The following is a 16172-nucleotide window of genomic DNA, read 5'->3' on the forward strand; positions in this document are numbered from 1 at the left end:
CAGCCGCCAATGCGCTTGCTAAACTGGGCATTCCGTTGTCGGCCACTGGCAGTCCCGGCGTTCGTTCATGGCGCTTGTTCCTACCCTGAAAACCTGGCTGCTGGTCGTGCCTGCCCTGGCGCTGCTCGGGGTGGTGGGCTATCGCGCGGGCGATCGGGTGCGGCATGCCGACCGTCCCGGCGCGGACATGATCGATGCGTCCGCATCGGCGTCGCCGTCGATCCCTGTCGAAGCGCGGCAGCTGGCGCGCCGCTTGCTGGTGAACGAACGCGGCAACGCGATCGCCTCCGGGCTGCCGCTGGACATCCGCGCCGACATCGAAGGCGATACCGATCTGTACGCCTACGCCCAGCGCCTGCAGCTGCAGGCCGCCAACGGCAACGCCGAGGCGGCATGGATGGTCAGCCGGGTGTACGACTACTGCGCGCTGTATGCGATGGACCCCGGCGGTTACCAGCTGGACAACACCGTGCTGTCCGGGCTGGGCATGAAGGCCTCTGTCGGCATGGTGCAGGCGCGCGAACGCGTGGCACGCCGCTGCACGGGCTTTGTCAGCAGCGACAATCTCGGGCGCCAGCTGATTCTTGCCCAGCGCATGCGGGCGGCCAAGGCCGGCAATTTGGCTGCCGAAGCCTCGCTGTTCTCCGAAGGCAAGGCGCTGGATGATTCGCCGGGCTATCGGCGCGGGCTGGTCGAGCGGGTGCTCGATTCGCGCGACCCGGAAGCCTACATGGCCCTGGCCTCGGGCATGGGCCAACGTGCCAGCGGCGACGCGGCGCTGCAGGGCCTGGTGGCCGGGGACCAGTTCAGCGAACTGGCCTGGCGCCTGGCAGCCTGCGAGCTGGGCATGGCGTGCGGGCCGGACAGTGTGTTGATGAACAATTTCTGCGCGAACGGAGGGATTTGTTCGCAGGACGGTGGGCAGGACTTTGCCACTTTCGTGTATGACGCCGCGGTATCGCGGCAAGGTGCGGGGAAAATGAAAGCGTTGGTGGAACAGCTGATCAAGCAGAGGAAAGGGCGATGAACTACCGTCGATTCCTGCATGGCGCCAAGTTCTGGTTCTGGGTGGTGTTGTTTGTCGCCTACTCGGCTGGCGCAGTGGGCCTGGTGATGATCGATACCTACGATGATCGATACCGGAGCCTGTCCAAGGTGCAGTTGACCTCGGTGAAGGCCGACGCCGACGTGCGTCGCGCCGGTGCCAGCCAGGTGGCCGCGGTGTACCGCGCGCAGAGCGGCATGCCGTTCGCGTCGCTGCCGGCCGGCAGCACCTTCCAGGTGGTGTGGCCGGACGGCTCCACCGAAACGATGGTGATCATGGACCCGACCTCCTCGTTGGGCGTGGAACCGGTCAGGAACACCCAGATCACGGCCGCAGACCGCAGCCGTTGATGCCTGAGGGCGAGGGCGCGCCACGCCAGGGCGCCCAGCGTGTACACGCGCGCCTGGTGGTGCTGCCGGGCCTGGATGCCACCGGTACCCAGCACGGCGCGTTCACCGCTGCGATGCAGCGGCACGGCATCGACACCACGGTGATCGCCTATCCGGTGGATCGCGCGGTGGGCTACGACGTACTGGCCGATATCGTGCAGGCGGCTCTGCCCCGGGACGAGGACTATGTGCTGCTCGGCGAGTCGTTCTCCGGCCCGTTGGCCCTGAGGCTCGCCGCTGCCCATCCGGCGCGTCTGCGCGGCCTGGTTCTTTCCACGACGTTCGCGCGCTCGCCCTGGTATGCGTGGCGTCGTCTGCAATCGCTTCTGTACTGGGCACCGGTACGCACGCTGCCGATGGGCGCGCTGTCCTGGCTGCTGCTGGGGCGCTGGAGCAGTGCCGCGCTGCGCGAAGCGCTGCGGGCTGCCCTGTCCCGCGTCCAGGCCGATGTGCTGCGCACGCGCGCGGTGGCCGCCCTGGGGGTCGATGTCGGCGCCTGCGCCGCTGCACTGCGCATACCAGCGCTGTGCCTGCATGCCGTTGATGACCGCCTGCTGCCGTCACGCTGCCAGCGCCACCTGTCCGCGCTGCTGCCGGCGCAGGACACCGTCTGGCTGGAGGGCCCACACCTGCTGCTGCAGGCGCGCCCGGATGCCGCTGCCGAGGCGATCGCCACGTTCGTCGCCACCGTGTCCTGACGCGACGTTCTCCCGCGGCGCTCGGGTATCTGACGCATCAACGCGCCGCCTGCGGGGGGGGCTGCGGTGTTCTGGGCGGCGATCTTTGCCGGACGTTCAACCGCATGGACCCGGCCGATATGCAGACCCGTCTGCGCGCTGCACTGGAGAAGGCCGAGGCAGAGGCCAGGGCAGGCCGCCGACGATGCCTGTAGGCAACGGCGCACGCCGCGCTGTGGCGGCGGCCCGGAGACCAGGCAAACAAAAAGGCGGGGAGATCCCCGCCTTTCTGTGGTGTTGCATGACGCCGTCGATCAGGTCAACGCGATCGACTTGTTCTTGCGTTCGGCCAGGCGCTTTTCCAGATAGTGGATGTTCTGGCCACCGGCCTGGAAGCCCTTGTCGCGCATGATGCGCTGCTGCAGCGCGACGTTGGTCTTGATGCCGTCCACGACCAGTTCGCTCAGCGCCACGCGCATGCGCGCGATCGCGGTCTCGCGATCCGGGCCGTGCACGATCAGCTTGCCGATCATCGAGTCGTAGTTCGGCGGCACGCGGTAGCCACTGTAGATGTGGGTATCCACGCGCACGCCGGGGCCACCCGGCGGATGGAAGGCAGTGATCTGGCCCGGGCTCGGCACGAAGGTTTCGGCGTCTTCGGCGTTGATGCGGCACTCGATCGCGTGGCCGGTCAGCACCACGTCGCTCTGCTTGATGCTCAGCTTCTGGCCGGCGGCGATGCGCAGCTGCTCGCAGACCAGGTCGATGCCGGTCACCATCTCCGTCACCGGATGTTCCACCTGCACGCGGGTGTTCATTTCGATGAAGTAGAAACGGCCGTCTTCGTACAGGAACTCGAAGGTGCCCGCGCCGCGGTAGCCGATACGGATGCAGGCTTCCACGCAGACCTTGCCGATCTGCTCGCGCAGTTCAGCGGTGATGCCCGGTGCCGGTGCTTCTTCCACCACCTTCTGGTGGCGGCGCTGCATCGAGCAGTCGCGCTCGCCGAGGTGGATGGCGTTGCCCTGGCCATCGGCCAGCACCTGGATCTCCACGTGGCGCGGATTCTCCAGGAACTTCTCCATGTACACCTGGTCGTTGCTGAAAGCGGCCTTGGCTTCGGACTTGGTGGTCTCGATGGCGGCCTTCAACGAGGCCTCGGCATGCACCACGCGCATGCCGCGACCGCCACCGCCACCGGCTGCCTTGATGATGACCGGGTAGCCGATCTCACGGGCAATCTTGGTGTTGGCCACGATGTCATCGCCCAGCGGGCCGCCCGAACCGGGCACGCACGGCACGCCGGCGGCCTTCATCGCGCGGATCGCTTCGACCTTGTCGCCCATCAGGCGGATGGTGTCGGCCTTGGGGCCGATGAAAATGAAGCCGGACTCTTCCACGCGCTCGGCAAAGTCGGCGTTCTCCGACAGGAAGCCGTAGCCCGGGTGGATGGCCTGGGCATCGGTGACTTCCGCCGCGGCGATCAGGGCCGGAATGTTGAGGTAGCTCTCCGAGGACGGCGCCGGACCGATGCAGACCGACTCGTCGGCCATCGCCACGTGCTTGAGATTGCGGTCGACCGTGGAATGCACGGCCACCGTGCGGATGCCCAGGGTGTGGCACGCGCGCAGGATGCGCAGCGCGATTTCCCCTCGGTTGGCAATAACGACTTTGTCGAGCATGGACGGATCCTTAGCCGATCACGAACAGCGGCTGGTCGAATTCGACCGGCTGGCCGTTTTCGCCCAGGATGGCGACGATGGTGCCGGAGACATCGGCCTCGATCGGGTTGAACATCTTCATCGCTTCGATGATGGCCAGCGTTTCGCCGGCCTTGACCTGCTGGCCGACGGTGACGAAGGCCGGCTTGTCCGGGGACGAGGAGGCGTAGAAGGTGCCGACCATCGGCGCGCGCAGCACGTGGCCGTCCGGCAGGGCGTTGCCCGGCTTGGCGGTGCCGCCGGTGGAGGCTTCGGTGGGCGACTGCATCGGCATGGCCGGCGCGGCCTGCTGGGCCGGGGCCTGGGCAGGCGCCATCATCATCTGCGGCTGGGCCTGGACCATGCCGTAGCCGGAGACCGGGGCGCGCGACAGACGCACGGACTCTTCGCCTTCCTTGATTTCGATTTCGGCGAGGTTCGACTCTTCCAGCAGGTCGATCAGTTTTTTGATTTTGCGGAGATCCATAGGGGCCTCTTGGTTCTTGATGTCAGGGAGTGGGAAGCGCGGCGCGCTCGGGTCAAAGCAGTTCGTAGAAGTCGCGCAGCTGCCGGGTGCGGTCGCGCGCGTGAGTGGTCAGGCAGCGCAACTGCGCACCGTTGCGGGCGCTGCCGTCGGAATTGAGCGCGTACACCGCCTGGCAGTCGTGGTCGCGCAGCTGCACCCACGCCCGCTGTGCCACCACCAGTTGCTGCTCGGCGGTGCCACAGTAGCTGCAGGTGCCGCCGTTTTCGGGGGTGCGCAGCTGGCGGCGCGCCTGCGCGTATACCGAGTTGAGCGTGACGTCGGCGGCGGCCGCCACGTCCGAGGCGCACAGGTCGTGCTCCATCGTGGTGACCGGGTGCGCGCAGTCGATGCCTTCGTCCTCGCGGTCGGCGGCGGCGGCACCGGCGCACAGGCCGGCTGACAGCGCCACACAGGCAAGAGCGCGCAGCGGCAGCATCAGGCGCCGGCGTCCTGCAGCCGCACCAGCGCCGCATCCATCGCATAGCGATAGCTGTCCGCGCCGAACCCGCAGATCACCCCGACCGCCTTGTCGCTGAAATAGCTGTGCTGGCGGAACGGCTCGCGGGCATGCGGGTTGGACAGGTGGATCTCGATGAACGGCACGTCCACCGCCGCCAGCGCATCGCGCAGGGCGACCGAGGTATGCGTGAACGCGGCCGGGTTGATCAGGATGAAGGCGGTGCCATCGGTACGGGCGGCCTGCACCCGGTCCACCAGCACGTGCTCGGCATTGGACTGCAGGGCATCCAGCGCGTGCCCGGCGGCCTGCGCCTGGGCCACCAGGGCCTGGTCGATCTGCGCCAGCGTGGTGTGCCCATACACCCCCGGCTCGCGGGTACCGAGCAGGTTGAGGTTGGGGCCATGCAGGACCAGCAGTTTCGCCATGAGTGCCGAACGACGGGAAAGGGCGGCAGTCTGGCGGAACCGGCTGATCGTGTCCAGTTCGGCGAAGTTGCGCGTGTTTCAATCGAGCGTTTGAATTACGCGGAGAGGATTGGCCGGCGGGAGATCGGGCACCTGAACCTTTTGAAACGCGTGACAGGCCGCAGGCGGTAAACGGCAACGGCCGGCTCAACGGGCCAGCGCCAGCGAGCCGACCAGGAACGCCGCCCACACCGGGGCGATGCCGACTGCCCAGGCCAGCACCCGGCGTGGCGTGGCATGCCGGCTTGCCGCCACCGCCAGTGCGAATGGCGGCAGCAGCACGCCCAGTTCAATGATCAGGTTGCGCCACAGGTAGTAGTTGCCCGCGGACAGTGCGCCGGCGCTGGGGAGCACGCCAACCGGTACGGCCACCGGCGCGCCAATGGGCCAGAGCAGGGGCACCGGGTGCGCCCCGACCAGCAGGTCCATGAGCGGATGGGACAGACTGGCGGCCAGCAGCCAGGCGATGGGCAGGCGGGCGGATGGCGGCCGGCGCGTGAGCCGGTGCACCAGCAGGCTGGTCACCAGCGCGAAGAGCAGGCTGTGCGTGATCCGTGGCGAGGCGGCGTAGCCGAGGAGCCACACCGCCAGGTAGTCCAGATCGGGGCAGACGGCCAGAAAAGCGAACGGGACCACTGCCCAGCGCGACGGCGCGCACGCCCAGCGGTTGCAGCACAGATAGGCGGTGATGCCGGCGGCCGCGTGGCCCGCGATGGAAGACACAGAAACCCCTCCGAGGTGCAGGCGCCCAGACTGCACCCGGCGCATGAGGCCACGATGGGGAGCATGTGTGGCGGGGATGAAGCCGCGCGACGGAAACAGCGTTCCGCTGACAGCACTGGTCCCGTGCAGGTCCGATGTTACGTTTGGTAGGTAACGTCATCCAAGGATTACTCCCAATGCACAGCCTTATCGTCGTCGCCCACCCCAACCCTCATTCACTCACCCATGCCGTGGCCAGCCGCATCGGCGATGCCGTTCTTGCAGCCGGCACCGGCCATACCGTGGAAATCGCCGATCTTGCCGCGGAGGGTTTCGACCCCCGCTTCAATCCGGCCGACAACGCGCTCTTCCATCAGACGGCGGCCGCGCCGGCCGATGTGGCCGCCGAACATGCGCGCCTTGATCGCGCCGACGTGCTGGTGCTGGTCTATCCGCTGTACTGGTGGTCGTTCCCGGCGCTGCTGAAGGGCTGGGTCGACCGTGTGTTCACCCAGGGCTGGGCTTACGCCGACACCCCCGATGGCAAGGTGACCAAGAAGCTGCAGCGTCTGCAGGTGCATCTGGTGGGGCTGGGCGGTGCCGGTGCGGAGATGATCGAGCGACGCGGTTACGGGGCGGCCATGAAGACGCAGATCGACATGGGCATCTTCGACTACTGCGGCGCGCAGGTGCTGTCGTCCACGCTGCTGCTCGAGTCCGACAGCGGCGCCGCCGAGGCGCACCTGCGTACTGCGGCCGACATCGGACGTACCATTGGGGTGTCCGCCGCCGCCTGAACCCCCACCGCGATGCCTGCACGCCCTGAGCCCCGCCGCCGCCTGCCGCGTGAACAACGCGCCCGCCAGCTGCTCGACGTGGCGTGGGCACTGGTTGGCGCCGAAGGCACCGATGCGCTCTCGCTGGGGCGGTTGGCCGAGGCGGCGGGCGTCACCAAGCCGGTGGCGTACGACCACTTCGTGACGCGCAACGGTCTGCTGGCCGCGCTCTACCAAGACTACGACGTGCGCCAGACCGCCGTTTTCGACGAGCGCATCGGCGCGGCGAAGGTGCAGTTGAAGGACCGCGCGCATGCCATTGCGGGTGGCTACATCGATTGCGTGCTGTCACAGGGCAGCGAAATCCAGGGCATTCTCGCCGCGCTGGCCGGCTCGCCGGAACTGCTGCAGGTGAAGCGGCGCTATCAGCAGGACTTCATTGCCAAGTGCGCGGGGTGGCTCGGCGGCTTCGCGCCCGAGGGGAGCGTGCCGGAAGCCGGTTTCTGGGCCATCCTGGGCGCCGCCGAGTCGCTGTCCGACGCGGTTGTGGCCGGGCGGGTGGCGCAGCCGGCCGCCGAAGCAGAGCTGGAGCATCTGATCGTCGCCACGGTGCGACGCGGGCGCTAGCGCCGCGTTGTGCCGGTGTGGCACCCCCGGGCGCGCTGAACTACCCTGAGCCGCAGCACCATCCATCACGTTTTCAGGGAGATGCGCGCGGATCATGGCAAGGATGTCGAGCGTAGGCCGGTCAGGAAAGCGCGCGCGTCATCGGTATGCGGGCATGGTATGCGCTGCCGCCGTCCTTGCCGGGCTGGGCGTGCCTGCGTTCCCGGCCCGCGCACAGGTTCCACCCAGCGGGATCGAGGTGGCCGTGCAACGTATCGCGGCGATCGCGGATGCACCGGCAGCGGCGCGCGCCGCCCGGCGGCTGTGGGGCGTGCCGCTGGATGCGCCGGTGATCGTGCATGACCGGACCTCGGCCACGAGCTGGCGTCGCGACCCGGCGACAGGCGCGCTCGTGCCCATCGCGCTGCGCCGGGATCAACCCCCGGCCAATACCTGCATCGAGATCGAGGGCACACCGACCGTGCTGCTGCTTCTGCCGCTGCCGGCGGACGGTGACGGCCTGGCGACGCTCTACTGGCACGAGCAGTGGCATTGCGTGCAGGCCGCGCTGGGGCTGCCATCGTCCGAAGGTGATACGGCGCATCTGGACAGTGAGGCTGGCCGCACCTGGCTGCGTCTGGAACTGCGCGCGCTGGCACAGGCGCTCGCTACGACCGACGACGCGGATGCGCGGCGCCATGCGGCCGCTGCCGTGGCATTCCGGGACCAGCGTTCGGGCGCGGCCGCGCCCGGCGGCGATGCGCGGGCTGAAGAGGCGCGCGTGGAACGCAACGAGGGCCTGGCCGAGTACACCGGTCGCGTGCTGGCTGCGGCGGCAGGCAAGGGCGATGCCGCTCCTGACGTGGTGCCGGCATTGCGCAAGGCCGATACAACCGCGAGCTTCGTCCGCTCCGCCGCGTATGCAACGGGGCCGGCGTACGGGCTGCTGCTGGACCGCTGGTCGCCACAGTGGCGCGGCGGGCTGTCGGCCGATGCGGATATGCCCACGTTGCTCGCCGGGCGGATCGGCACGCCGCCGTCGGGTGTCGAGCAGGCCGGGCGCACGTATGGATTGGTTGACGTGCGCGCAGAAGAGCGGGTACGTGCGCTGCAGCGTGAGCAGCGCAGCGCCGACTACCGCGCACGCTTCCTGGCCGACGATGCGGTCCGTCTGCCGCTGCGTGCACCGTCGGTGTCGTTCGATCCGCGCACGCTGTTCCCGCTGGACGACATCGGCACGGTCTACCTGCCGATCACCGTGCGCGATGCGTGGGGTGAACTGACTGCGCCTGCCGGCGCACTGCTGTTGAAAGAGTGGTCGCTGGCCAGGGTGCAGGGCGGCGCGGTGGAAGGCTGTGGCACCGCATGGAAGGGGCCGGGCTGGACGCTCACCCTCAACGAAGGCTGGCGACTGGAGCGGCAGGCGGTGGGGTGGCAGCTGACGCCCGGGGCCGCACTGCCCTGCGGTACGCAAGGACGCGACGGAGAATGACATGCGACTGATGATTGCGATCTGCATCGTGCTGTTGCCCACGCTGCTGGCAGCGCAGTTTCTTGGGATCTCCGTGCAGGCCAGAACCGGAGGGCCGCTGCAGATGGCCGATCTGTGGGCGGGGCTGCTGGGGTTCGCGTTGTGCCTGTGCGGCGGTGCAGTCGCACGCCGATACGCGTTCGTGGGCGTGGCGGTGGCGCTCCACGCCGTCTACTGGGGGGGAGCGTTCGGTTTCCTGCATCGCGTGTCGCCCGAAGTGACCCTGGGCGAGCTGGTGCGCTGGAATGCTGCCCCGGTGGCCTGTTCGATCTTCAGCGCGCTGGCCGGCGCCTGGCTGGGGGTGCGCATCGGCCTGGGCCGGACAACGCCCGCGTGGCGTTGACCGGGCGGGCACGAGCGATGGCGCTCACGCCAGCGCGAGTTCTCCGCGCAGGGTGGCCACGTGCGCGCGCCCTACCGGGAGTTCCGCACCATCGTTGAGCACCAGCCAGTAGCGGCTGCCCGAGCCGGCATGCAGCGTGCGCACGTGACGCAGATTGACCAGATAGGAGCGGTGGCAGCGCACGAAATCCGGCGGCAGCACGGCGGTCAGGCTGGCCAGGGATTTGTCGTGCAGTTCGCTGCGGCCGTTGGCCAGACGCAGTTCGCTGTAATCGCCATCGGCACGGATCCACTGCACCTCGGCCAGCTCGACCAGTGCGGTGCCCTGTGCGCGCCAGATGCCGAGATAGCGGGCGCCGCCGGCGCGGTAGCGGCCAACGTCCAGCAGGCGTTCCAGCGCCTGGCCCAGGCGCTCGCGTGAAAACGGCTTGGGCACGAAATCCAGTACACCGTGCTCGAACGCCTGCAGCGCACGGTCGCGGTGGGCCGACACCACCACGCAGTGGTATCGCCCGGCGACCGCGCGGCGCAGCAGGTCGAAGCCGTCCTCGCCGCCGAGGTTGAGGTCCAGGAGCAGGCCGTCGTAGACGCTGCGCGCGAGGCGGTCGCCGGCCGCGTCCAGATCGGCCACCGCGTCGAACCGCGCCCGTGCGCCGGCCAGCTCGGTGCACAGGCGCAGCAGGCGCTGGCGCACCAGCAGTTCGTCCTCGACGATCAGGATGCGCATGTCAGCTCCATCCGGCCGTACCACTCGTCACCCTCGGCACCCTGCACGAAGCGCCATCCGCCCGGGCAGGCGGCCGCGAGGCTGGCTTCGATGTAGCGCGTGCCGGTGCCGTGGCCGCGATGCGGGGCCGAACCGCGCGCGCTTCGCAGATCCAGCGTCCAGCGCTGGCCATCGCGCTGCACGCGCAGGCGGAACGGATGCTGCGCGCATGCAACCGCACCGGCATGGGTCAGCGCGTTCTCGACCTGCGCATGCAGCACGCCCGGCGGGAGCCACGGCGTGCCCGGACCGGCATCCACCTCGAAGCGGATGTGGCGGTCCATCGCCTGCCCCACGATGTCCAGGTGGTTGCGGCACAGCGCCAGTTCCTCCTCCAGCGTCACGGTCTGTCGGGTGCTGCTCTCGCGCAGGCGATCGAACTGTTCGGCCAGCGACTCGACCAGCCGGCTGGCGCGCATCGGCGCCTGCTCGATCAACTCCTGCAGGCAGGTCAGGGTGTTCATCAGCCAGTGCGGCTGGATGCCCCGCTGCAGCAGCTGCAGCGACAGACGCGCGCGCTCTTCGCGCAGCTGTGCGTTGTGCTGGTCCAGCGTCCGCAGCTGGGCGGCATGGCGCAGCAGCAGGAAGCCCATCAGCACCGCCAGGAACAGGAAGTAGGGCCCGTCGAGGAAGGCGCCGCCCAGCAGCGGAATGGCCAGCGCGCCGGCCAGCACCAGGGTCAGGATCGGCCCGCGTTCGTCGGGCTCGCCACGGGCGCGCAGCAGCAGGGCGGTCGCGCTGAGCAGGCTCAGCAGCAACAGCGCCGCTCCACGGCCATCGAAGCCGGGCACGAATGCGATCACGGCCACCAGTGTGGCCAGGTAGGCGAGGCGTACGCCGACCGGTACCGCCACAGCGAAGCGCCGTGCGAGGTAGGCGGGCAGCAGGACCGCGCCGGCCAGGTGCAGCGCCTGCAGCGCCAGCAGGCGCGGCGCGTGCCACGGGTAGGGGTAACCGAACAGGGGGCGCCAGGCTTCGATCACCGGCAAGGCCAGTCCCACCAAGCCAAGCGCGAGCAGCAGGCGGGCGCCGGGAACGCGCGGCCGTCCGCGCTGCGCCGCCAGAAAATACAGGCACGACGCAGCGAGCGCGCCGGTGGCCAGTGCTGCGATCAGCCACGGGGCAACAGGATGGCCGTACAGCGACGCGACCGGTCCCACGGCAATGAAGGCATCGGCGCTGTGCAGCCGCCACCCGGGACGCTGGCTGGAGGCGAGCACCACCAGCGTGTCGCCTCCGGTGCCCGAGGCGGGCGGCAGCACGCGCAGAACGTCGACGCGGCCGGGCCGCTCTTCTGCGGCGGTGCGCCCGACCACGCCATTGGCGGCCAGGGGCCTTCCGTTCCAGTACGGCTGGCTGGCGGCGCGCAGGGACAGGCGCAGCGCCCGGTCGGGGGCGTCCGCCGCAGTGGCCGGCACGTCCCAGCGCAGCCAGTACGGACCGCGCCAGCCGGCCAGTACGCGTTGATCGAGCGGGCGCCAGTCCAGACCATCCGGCGGTGATGCCGGCATGTGTCCCGACGCGACCACCGTCGCCGGTGCCATCGCGGCGGGCGGCAGGAACACGGTCTGCGGCGGCGGGCCCGCGGCCGACAACCATGCGGCGACGGCAGCGAGCAGGACGACGAAGGCGGTCAGGGTGCGGGCGATGTGCATGCGTCCATCGTATCGGGTGCGTGGAGACACTGGGCCCCCGTTTGGAGACGTTGGACCGACGGTGCCGCCCGGACCGGCACCCGGGACGCGATGCTGGCGTCGAACCCATCCACCCATCCCGGAGTCCGCCATGCGTACTGTTCCGATGTTCCTGTCCTGCCTGCGTCGCCGTGCCCCGTTCGCGGCCACCGCGGCACCGGCCGCCCGCCTGGCGGCGCTGTGCCTGGCCCTCGCTGCCGCACTGCCCGCAATGGCCGCAGATGCGCCGACGTCGCTGGTGTTCGAGCCCTACGAACTGGTCACCCAGGGGCATGGCACCATCGCCGCCGAAGCCACCTACCTGGAGGTGCCGCGTCATCACGATCAGCCGCAGGGACCGCGCATGCGGCTGCGCGTGGTGCGGCTGCGCGCGACCGGCGGCGACGGCAGCGCCGCACCGGTGGTGTACCTGGCCGGCGGTCCCGGCGGCTCGGGGATCGGCACCGCGCGTGGGCCGCGCTGGCCGGTGTTCGACCAGATGCGGCGCGAAGCCGACGTACTGCTGCTCGACCAGCGCGGCGCGGGGGCGTCAGAGCCGCCGCCGGAGTGCCCGTACCAGGACCGCTTCGACGATGCCAGGCCGTTGCAGCGCGAGGCCATGCTGGCCACGCTGCATGCCACCACCGCCCGTTGTGTTGCGTACTGGCGCGAGGCCGGCGTGGATCTGGCCGCGTACACCACCGTGGAGAGCGCGGGCGACCTGGACGCGCTTCGCCAGGCACTCGGCGTACCCCGGATCAGCCTGTGGGGGATGAGCTATGGCACCCATCTGGCGTTGGCCACGATGCGCCTGCACGGCGACGGACTGGAGCGCGTGGTGCTGATGGGCGTCGAAGGGCCGGACGATACGTTGAAGCTGCCGCTGGCGGCCGACGCACTGCTCGGTGAGCTGGCAACGGTGGCCAGGCCGGCCGGCGTCGAGGATCTGCAGGGATCGGCGGTGCGCGTGCTGGCGGCGCTGCGCGAACAGCCGCGCCAGGGTACCAGCCGCATGCAGGGTGGACGCACCGTCATGATCGGCGCGTTCGATGGCCAGCTGGCCATCGCTCTGTCGCTGGGCCAGCGCATGACCCAGCAATGGTTGCCGATGGTGCTGCGCGAGGCCGAGCAGGGCAACTACGATCCGCTGGCCGACCTGGTGCTGCTGCTGCGCAGCCAGTACGGCGCGTCCAACGCGATGTCGCTGGCGATGGACGTGGCGTCCGGGCAGAGTCCGCAGCGCCGCGCACTGGCCGAGGCACAGGCGCGCCAGAGTCTGTTCGGCGATGCCATGAACGTTCCGTTCCCGTCGCTGGGCGATGGGCTGGGCCTGGTCGATCTGGGCGAGGGGTTCCGCGCACCGCTGCGCAGTGACGTGCCGGTCCTGCTGATCAGCGGCACGCTCGACGGGCGCACCCCGCCGGCCAATGCCGAGGCCCTGCGCCCCGGGCTGTCCAACCACCGCTCGCTGCTGGTGCGCAACGCCGCGCACGACAATGAGATGTGGGTGGGCAACCCGGCCATCGCCCGCAGCATCGTCGACTTCCTGGCGGGCCGCCCCGTGGGCGATGCGGTGGTGGACGCCACGCCGCTGACGTTCGCCCGGAGCGCGGCCGACATGGTCGATCCGCGCCGCCGGTAAGCCGGGCGCAACACCGTGAGGCTTGCCACGGCACCGGACCCGATGGGTTCGGTGCCGTGGTGCCGTTCGGCCGTGACGGCGGCCGGACAGTGGCGCTGGCACCGTGCGATGCGCATGATGGACGCCAACCGAATGGACAGGGACAGCCGATGTGCGGACGATAGGGCGCGGTATGCACTGGCTTGAGACCCGTATCCCGCCGCCCATCGTGATGCTGCTGCTCGGGCTGGCCGCGTTGGGTGTGGCGCGCTGCGCGCCGGCATTCGCCGTCGATGTTCCGCTGCAGACCGCGCTTGCCATCGGGGTTGCCATGCTCGGCCTTGTCCTGAACCTGCTGCCCAAGCGCGCGTTCCGGCGCGCTGGCACCACGGTCAACCCGCTGCGTCCTGCCGCATCCACGCAGCTGGTGACCTCGGGCATCTACCGCTACACACGCAACCCGATGTATCTGGGGCATGCATTGATCCTGGCCGGGTGGACGCTCCATCTCGGCAATGCGCTCGCCATGATCGCCCTGCCGGCCTTTGTGCTGTTCGTGACCCGTTTCCAGATCCAGCCGGAGGAGCGTGCGCTGGCGCAGCGCTTCCCGGACTATGCGTCCTACTGCCGGCGGGTGCGGCGGTGGCTATGATCCCGCGTCCGAAGCCCTCGGCCGATAGCGCGCGGTTGGCAGGCGTGGCGCCAGCACGGGTACTCGTGGCTGTCTGCGCGCTGGCACTGGCGTGTGCGGTGGCAATGGCATGGCCGCTGCTTGCCGGGCGCATCCCCAATCACGATGCGGGGCAGTCGGTGCGGGGGGTTGACGATGCGATGCAGGCCGACCTGGTCCGCACTTATCTGGCGCACGTCCTGCGTCGCACGCCGCAGGCGATTGCCGGCCGCCCGGTCGATGAGGTGATCTACTTCGACACTCTGTCAGCCGCATTCTGCGCCATCGACGCTGGCGGGCCGTGCGATGCGCAGGAGTATCTGGCCGTGGAGCGGGAGGGCGCACTGGTCGATGCTGCCGACCCTCGCCTGCCACTGGCGCTGCAGCAGGCACTCGATCGCCAGACGCGACAGCGCACGTACAACCGCGATCCGCATGTCCCGGGCGTCACCCGCCTGGACGCGACGGCCGGCAGTGCATTCGCCGACGCGTGCGCGCTGCCCTCTGCGCGCATGGGGCACCTGATCCGCATCAGCCGCGGCGTCGTCCAGGCGCCAGACGGCCCGGTGCTGGCGATGGTGCTGGATCGCTACTGCGACCGCAGCGGTGGCATGCGCGTGATCCGCTTTGATCGCCAGGGCACACGGTGGGTGGTGGCGTCGGGCGGCTGAGCGACGCGCTCACCCCCGCGCGGCGAACGTGCCGTGGAAGCCCAGCGGCACTGCGTACGGCAGCCACGCCTGCGCCACCGGGCCTTCGTCGATGCGTTGGGCGTCCAGCACGGCGATGCCGCTGCGCTGGTTGGCCGCGTCGAGCAGCGTGCCGACCAGCCAGCCGTCGTCGGCGTTGCGGCTGCCCGGGCGCGGCACGAACACGTGTTCTTCGGCGAGGATGTCGCGGCCATAGCGGTGTATCTCGCGGCGCCCCCGCGCCACGTCGTAGCCGGCCACCGCATTGAAGTACGGCGCAGTCGTCTCGCCCTGCATGGCCGGGGCGTACAGCCGTGCGCCGCGGTTGCCGGCACTGCGGGTGTCGAACAGCGGGAACTCGATGCCCTGGATGCCGGTGTCTTCCCAATGCGCTTTGCCGGTGCGCAGGTCCAGGTGCAGCTCGCGCAGCGACGCGTTGGAGTTGACGGCGTGCGCGGCATCGCCGGCCATTGCTTCACGCATGGGCGAACGCGCTTCGTCGATGTTGTCGTGGCGCACGGTACGCATCACGATGCGGCCGTTGCGCTGGAAGGCATCGCCGAAGTGATAGGCGGCCGTGAACGCTGCCTCGAACCACTGCGCGGTGTCCGGAGCGGCCTTGGGCACTACCGCGATGCGGCACGCGCGGTCCGGGGCGAAGCGGAGGCGCTCGAAGAATGCGCCGCCGTCTTCCTTGTAGTCGAACGGCATCAGCATGAACACCAGATGCGTGTCGGTCATGGCGAAGGCGTGCAGGTAGCCCATGAACGGCGTGTCGACCACACTGGCCGAGCGCAGCTGGCCGTCCGCGCCGATCATCCAGATCAGCAGGCCGGTGCCGCCCAGCAGCGACAGCGAGCCGAAATTCCACACGGTGCCGTCGCGGTCCACCAGCGGGTGTGCCGAGAACGGCACGGTGGCCAGATCGGCGCGCCAGGTGGTCGGGCCGAGTGTGGTGAGATCATCCGGGTCCAGCTCGAACGCCGAGCCGGCTTCGCACAGCGCGAACAGACGGCCGTTGATGCGGATCACCGAGGTGTTGGCGGCGTTGGCATCGTCGTTGTTGCGTACCGGCTGCACGTCCGGCACCACGGTGCCGGCGGCCGGATACAGGAAGCGCCCGGCCTTCTGCTCGCGGGTGAACTTGGGTGTGGCCACCATGCGCGCACGGTGGGTCAGTGTGCCGTCGCCGTTGAACCGCCAGCCGTGAACCATGCCATCGCCGTCGAACCAGTGGTCGTAGCGGAAGCCGTCGCGCTCGGTCCAGGCCGGGCCGTTGCGGTACAGCGTGCCGGCCAGCCCCTGCGGCAGGCGGCCCTGCAACGGCACCGTGGCCGGACCCAGCGTTTCGGTAGTGACACTGCGCCAGCCGGTCAGCCACGGGTGCTGGTCGCGGGCGGCGGCGAACTGCGCGGCATCGCCGGCGAAGGCGGGCAGGCTGCGCAGTGCACTGGCGCCGATCACGGCAGTGGTGGTGGCCGAGAGCAGCGAGCGGAGGAAGCGGCGGCGGTCCATGCGGGGGCCTCAGGTTCAGT

Annotated in this window: 18 protein-coding genes; 10 read left to right on the forward strand and 8 right to left on the reverse strand. The window is 69.7% G+C overall.

The window, feature by feature from the left end; translation table 11 throughout:
• Positions 1-67 precede the first annotated feature (67 nt).
• Genes ACPEH8_RS11250 through ACPEH8_RS11260 form a run of 3 tightly spaced genes read left to right on the forward strand, consistent with a single transcriptional unit; the run spans position 68 to position 2132 of the window.
• Positions 68-1027 (forward strand): hypothetical protein, encoded by a 960-nt coding sequence (locus ACPEH8_RS11250; RefSeq protein ID WP_136004549.1) that lies wholly within the window; start codon positions 68-70, stop codon positions 1025-1027.
• Complete coding sequence (locus ACPEH8_RS11255) at positions 1024-1395, forward strand: hypothetical protein (protein WP_017356889.1); 372 nt, start codon at positions 1024-1026, stop codon at positions 1393-1395. Before ACPEH8_RS11250 ends, ACPEH8_RS11255 begins: the two co-directional genes overlap by 4 nt.
• Positions 1395-2132, forward strand: a complete 738-nt coding sequence (locus ACPEH8_RS11260) for an alpha/beta fold hydrolase (protein WP_166473508.1) — start codon at positions 1395-1397, stop codon at positions 2130-2132. The genes ACPEH8_RS11255 and ACPEH8_RS11260 overlap by 1 nt, the downstream gene beginning before the upstream one ends.
• Positions 2133-2425: 293 nt before the next feature.
• On the opposite strand, the gene accC is transcribed toward ACPEH8_RS11260, so the two are convergent.
• The 5 genes from accC to ACPEH8_RS11285 form a co-directional block, all read right to left on the reverse strand.
• Positions 2426-3793 carry an acetyl-CoA carboxylase biotin carboxylase subunit gene (gene accC, locus ACPEH8_RS11265; RefSeq protein ID WP_017356887.1) on the reverse strand — a complete coding sequence of 456 codons (1368 nt, stop codon included), beginning with the start codon at positions 3791-3793 and terminating at the stop codon, positions 2426-2428.
• Between the two features lie 10 nt (positions 3794-3803).
• Complete coding sequence (gene accB / locus ACPEH8_RS11270; RefSeq protein ID WP_017356886.1) at positions 3804-4298, reverse strand: acetyl-CoA carboxylase biotin carboxyl carrier protein; 495 nt, start codon at positions 4296-4298, stop codon at positions 3804-3806.
• A gap of 52 nt (positions 4299-4350) precedes the next feature.
• On the reverse strand, positions 4351-4773 hold the full coding sequence (locus ACPEH8_RS11275) for a lysozyme inhibitor LprI family protein (protein ID WP_017356885.1): 423 nt from the start codon (positions 4771-4773) through the stop codon (positions 4351-4353).
• Entirely contained in the window at positions 4773-5222 is a 450-nt protein-coding gene (aroQ, locus tag ACPEH8_RS11280) for a type II 3-dehydroquinate dehydratase (protein WP_153165024.1), read from the reverse strand. The genes ACPEH8_RS11275 and aroQ overlap by 1 nt, the downstream gene beginning before the upstream one ends.
• Positions 5223-5408: 186 nt before the next feature.
• Positions 5409-5984: a metal-dependent hydrolase gene (locus ACPEH8_RS11285; RefSeq protein WP_423666780.1), complete on the reverse strand. Its 576-nt coding sequence runs from the start codon at positions 5982-5984 to the stop codon at positions 5409-5411.
• Positions 5985-6160: 176 nt separating this feature from the next.
• On the opposite strand from ACPEH8_RS11285, the gene ACPEH8_RS11290 reads away from it, so the two are divergent.
• From ACPEH8_RS11290 to ACPEH8_RS11305, 4 genes are all read left to right on the forward strand, one after another.
• Positions 6161-6760 carry an NAD(P)H-dependent oxidoreductase gene (locus ACPEH8_RS11290; protein WP_153164858.1) on the forward strand — a complete coding sequence of 200 codons (600 nt, stop codon included), beginning with the start codon at positions 6161-6163 and terminating at the stop codon, positions 6758-6760.
• A 12-nt stretch (positions 6761-6772) separates the two neighbouring features.
• Entirely contained in the window at positions 6773-7366 is a 594-nt protein-coding gene (locus tag ACPEH8_RS11295; RefSeq protein ID WP_423666783.1) for a TetR/AcrR family transcriptional regulator, read from the forward strand.
• A 244-nt stretch (positions 7367-7610) separates the two neighbouring features.
• Positions 7611-8837, forward strand: a complete 1227-nt coding sequence (locus ACPEH8_RS11300; protein WP_423666786.1) for a hypothetical protein — start codon at positions 7611-7613, stop codon at positions 8835-8837.
• Between the two features lies 1 nt (position 8838).
• Complete coding sequence (locus ACPEH8_RS11305) at positions 8839-9219, forward strand: hypothetical protein (protein ID WP_423666789.1); 381 nt, start codon at positions 8839-8841, stop codon at positions 9217-9219.
• A gap of 24 nt (positions 9220-9243) precedes the next feature.
• Here ACPEH8_RS11305 and ACPEH8_RS11310 read toward each other — a convergent pair whose 3' ends face one another.
• Both ACPEH8_RS11310 and ACPEH8_RS11315 read right to left on the reverse strand, forming a co-directional pair.
• Positions 9244-9945 carry a response regulator transcription factor gene (locus ACPEH8_RS11310; RefSeq protein WP_287249606.1) on the reverse strand — a complete coding sequence of 234 codons (702 nt, stop codon included), beginning with the start codon at positions 9943-9945 and terminating at the stop codon, positions 9244-9246.
• Positions 9933-11639 (reverse strand): histidine kinase, encoded by a 1707-nt coding sequence (locus ACPEH8_RS11315; RefSeq protein ID WP_423666792.1) that lies wholly within the window; start codon positions 11637-11639, stop codon positions 9933-9935. The genes ACPEH8_RS11310 and ACPEH8_RS11315 overlap by 13 nt, the downstream gene beginning before the upstream one ends.
• Positions 11640-11769: 130 nt before the next feature.
• Here ACPEH8_RS11315 and ACPEH8_RS11320 point away from each other — a divergent pair, with 130 nt between their 5' ends.
• From ACPEH8_RS11320 to ACPEH8_RS11330, 3 genes are all read left to right on the forward strand, one after another.
• Positions 11770-13299, forward strand: a complete 1530-nt coding sequence (locus ACPEH8_RS11320; protein WP_423666795.1) for an alpha/beta hydrolase — start codon at positions 11770-11772, stop codon at positions 13297-13299.
• Positions 13300-13471: 172 nt separating this feature from the next.
• Positions 13472-13930 carry a methyltransferase family protein gene (locus tag ACPEH8_RS11325; RefSeq protein ID WP_262071258.1) on the forward strand — a complete coding sequence of 153 codons (459 nt, stop codon included), beginning with the start codon at positions 13472-13474 and terminating at the stop codon, positions 13928-13930.
• Positions 13927-14619 carry a hypothetical protein gene (locus ACPEH8_RS11330; RefSeq protein WP_166473501.1) on the forward strand — a complete coding sequence of 231 codons (693 nt, stop codon included), beginning with the start codon at positions 13927-13929 and terminating at the stop codon, positions 14617-14619. Before ACPEH8_RS11325 ends, ACPEH8_RS11330 begins: the two co-directional genes overlap by 4 nt.
• 9 nt (positions 14620-14628) lie before the next feature.
• Here ACPEH8_RS11330 and ACPEH8_RS11335 read toward each other — a convergent pair whose 3' ends face one another.
• A complete protein-coding gene (locus ACPEH8_RS11335) occupies positions 14629-16152 on the reverse strand; it encodes a carotenoid oxygenase family protein (RefSeq protein ID WP_166473500.1) in 1524 nt (507 codons plus the stop codon).
• Positions 16153-16172: the final 20 nt, after the last annotated feature.

It is taken from the genome of Stenotrophomonas sp. NPDC077461, assembly GCF_049545475.1.
Classification (GTDB): domain Bacteria; phylum Pseudomonadota; class Gammaproteobacteria; order Xanthomonadales; family Xanthomonadaceae; genus Stenotrophomonas; species Stenotrophomonas nematodicola.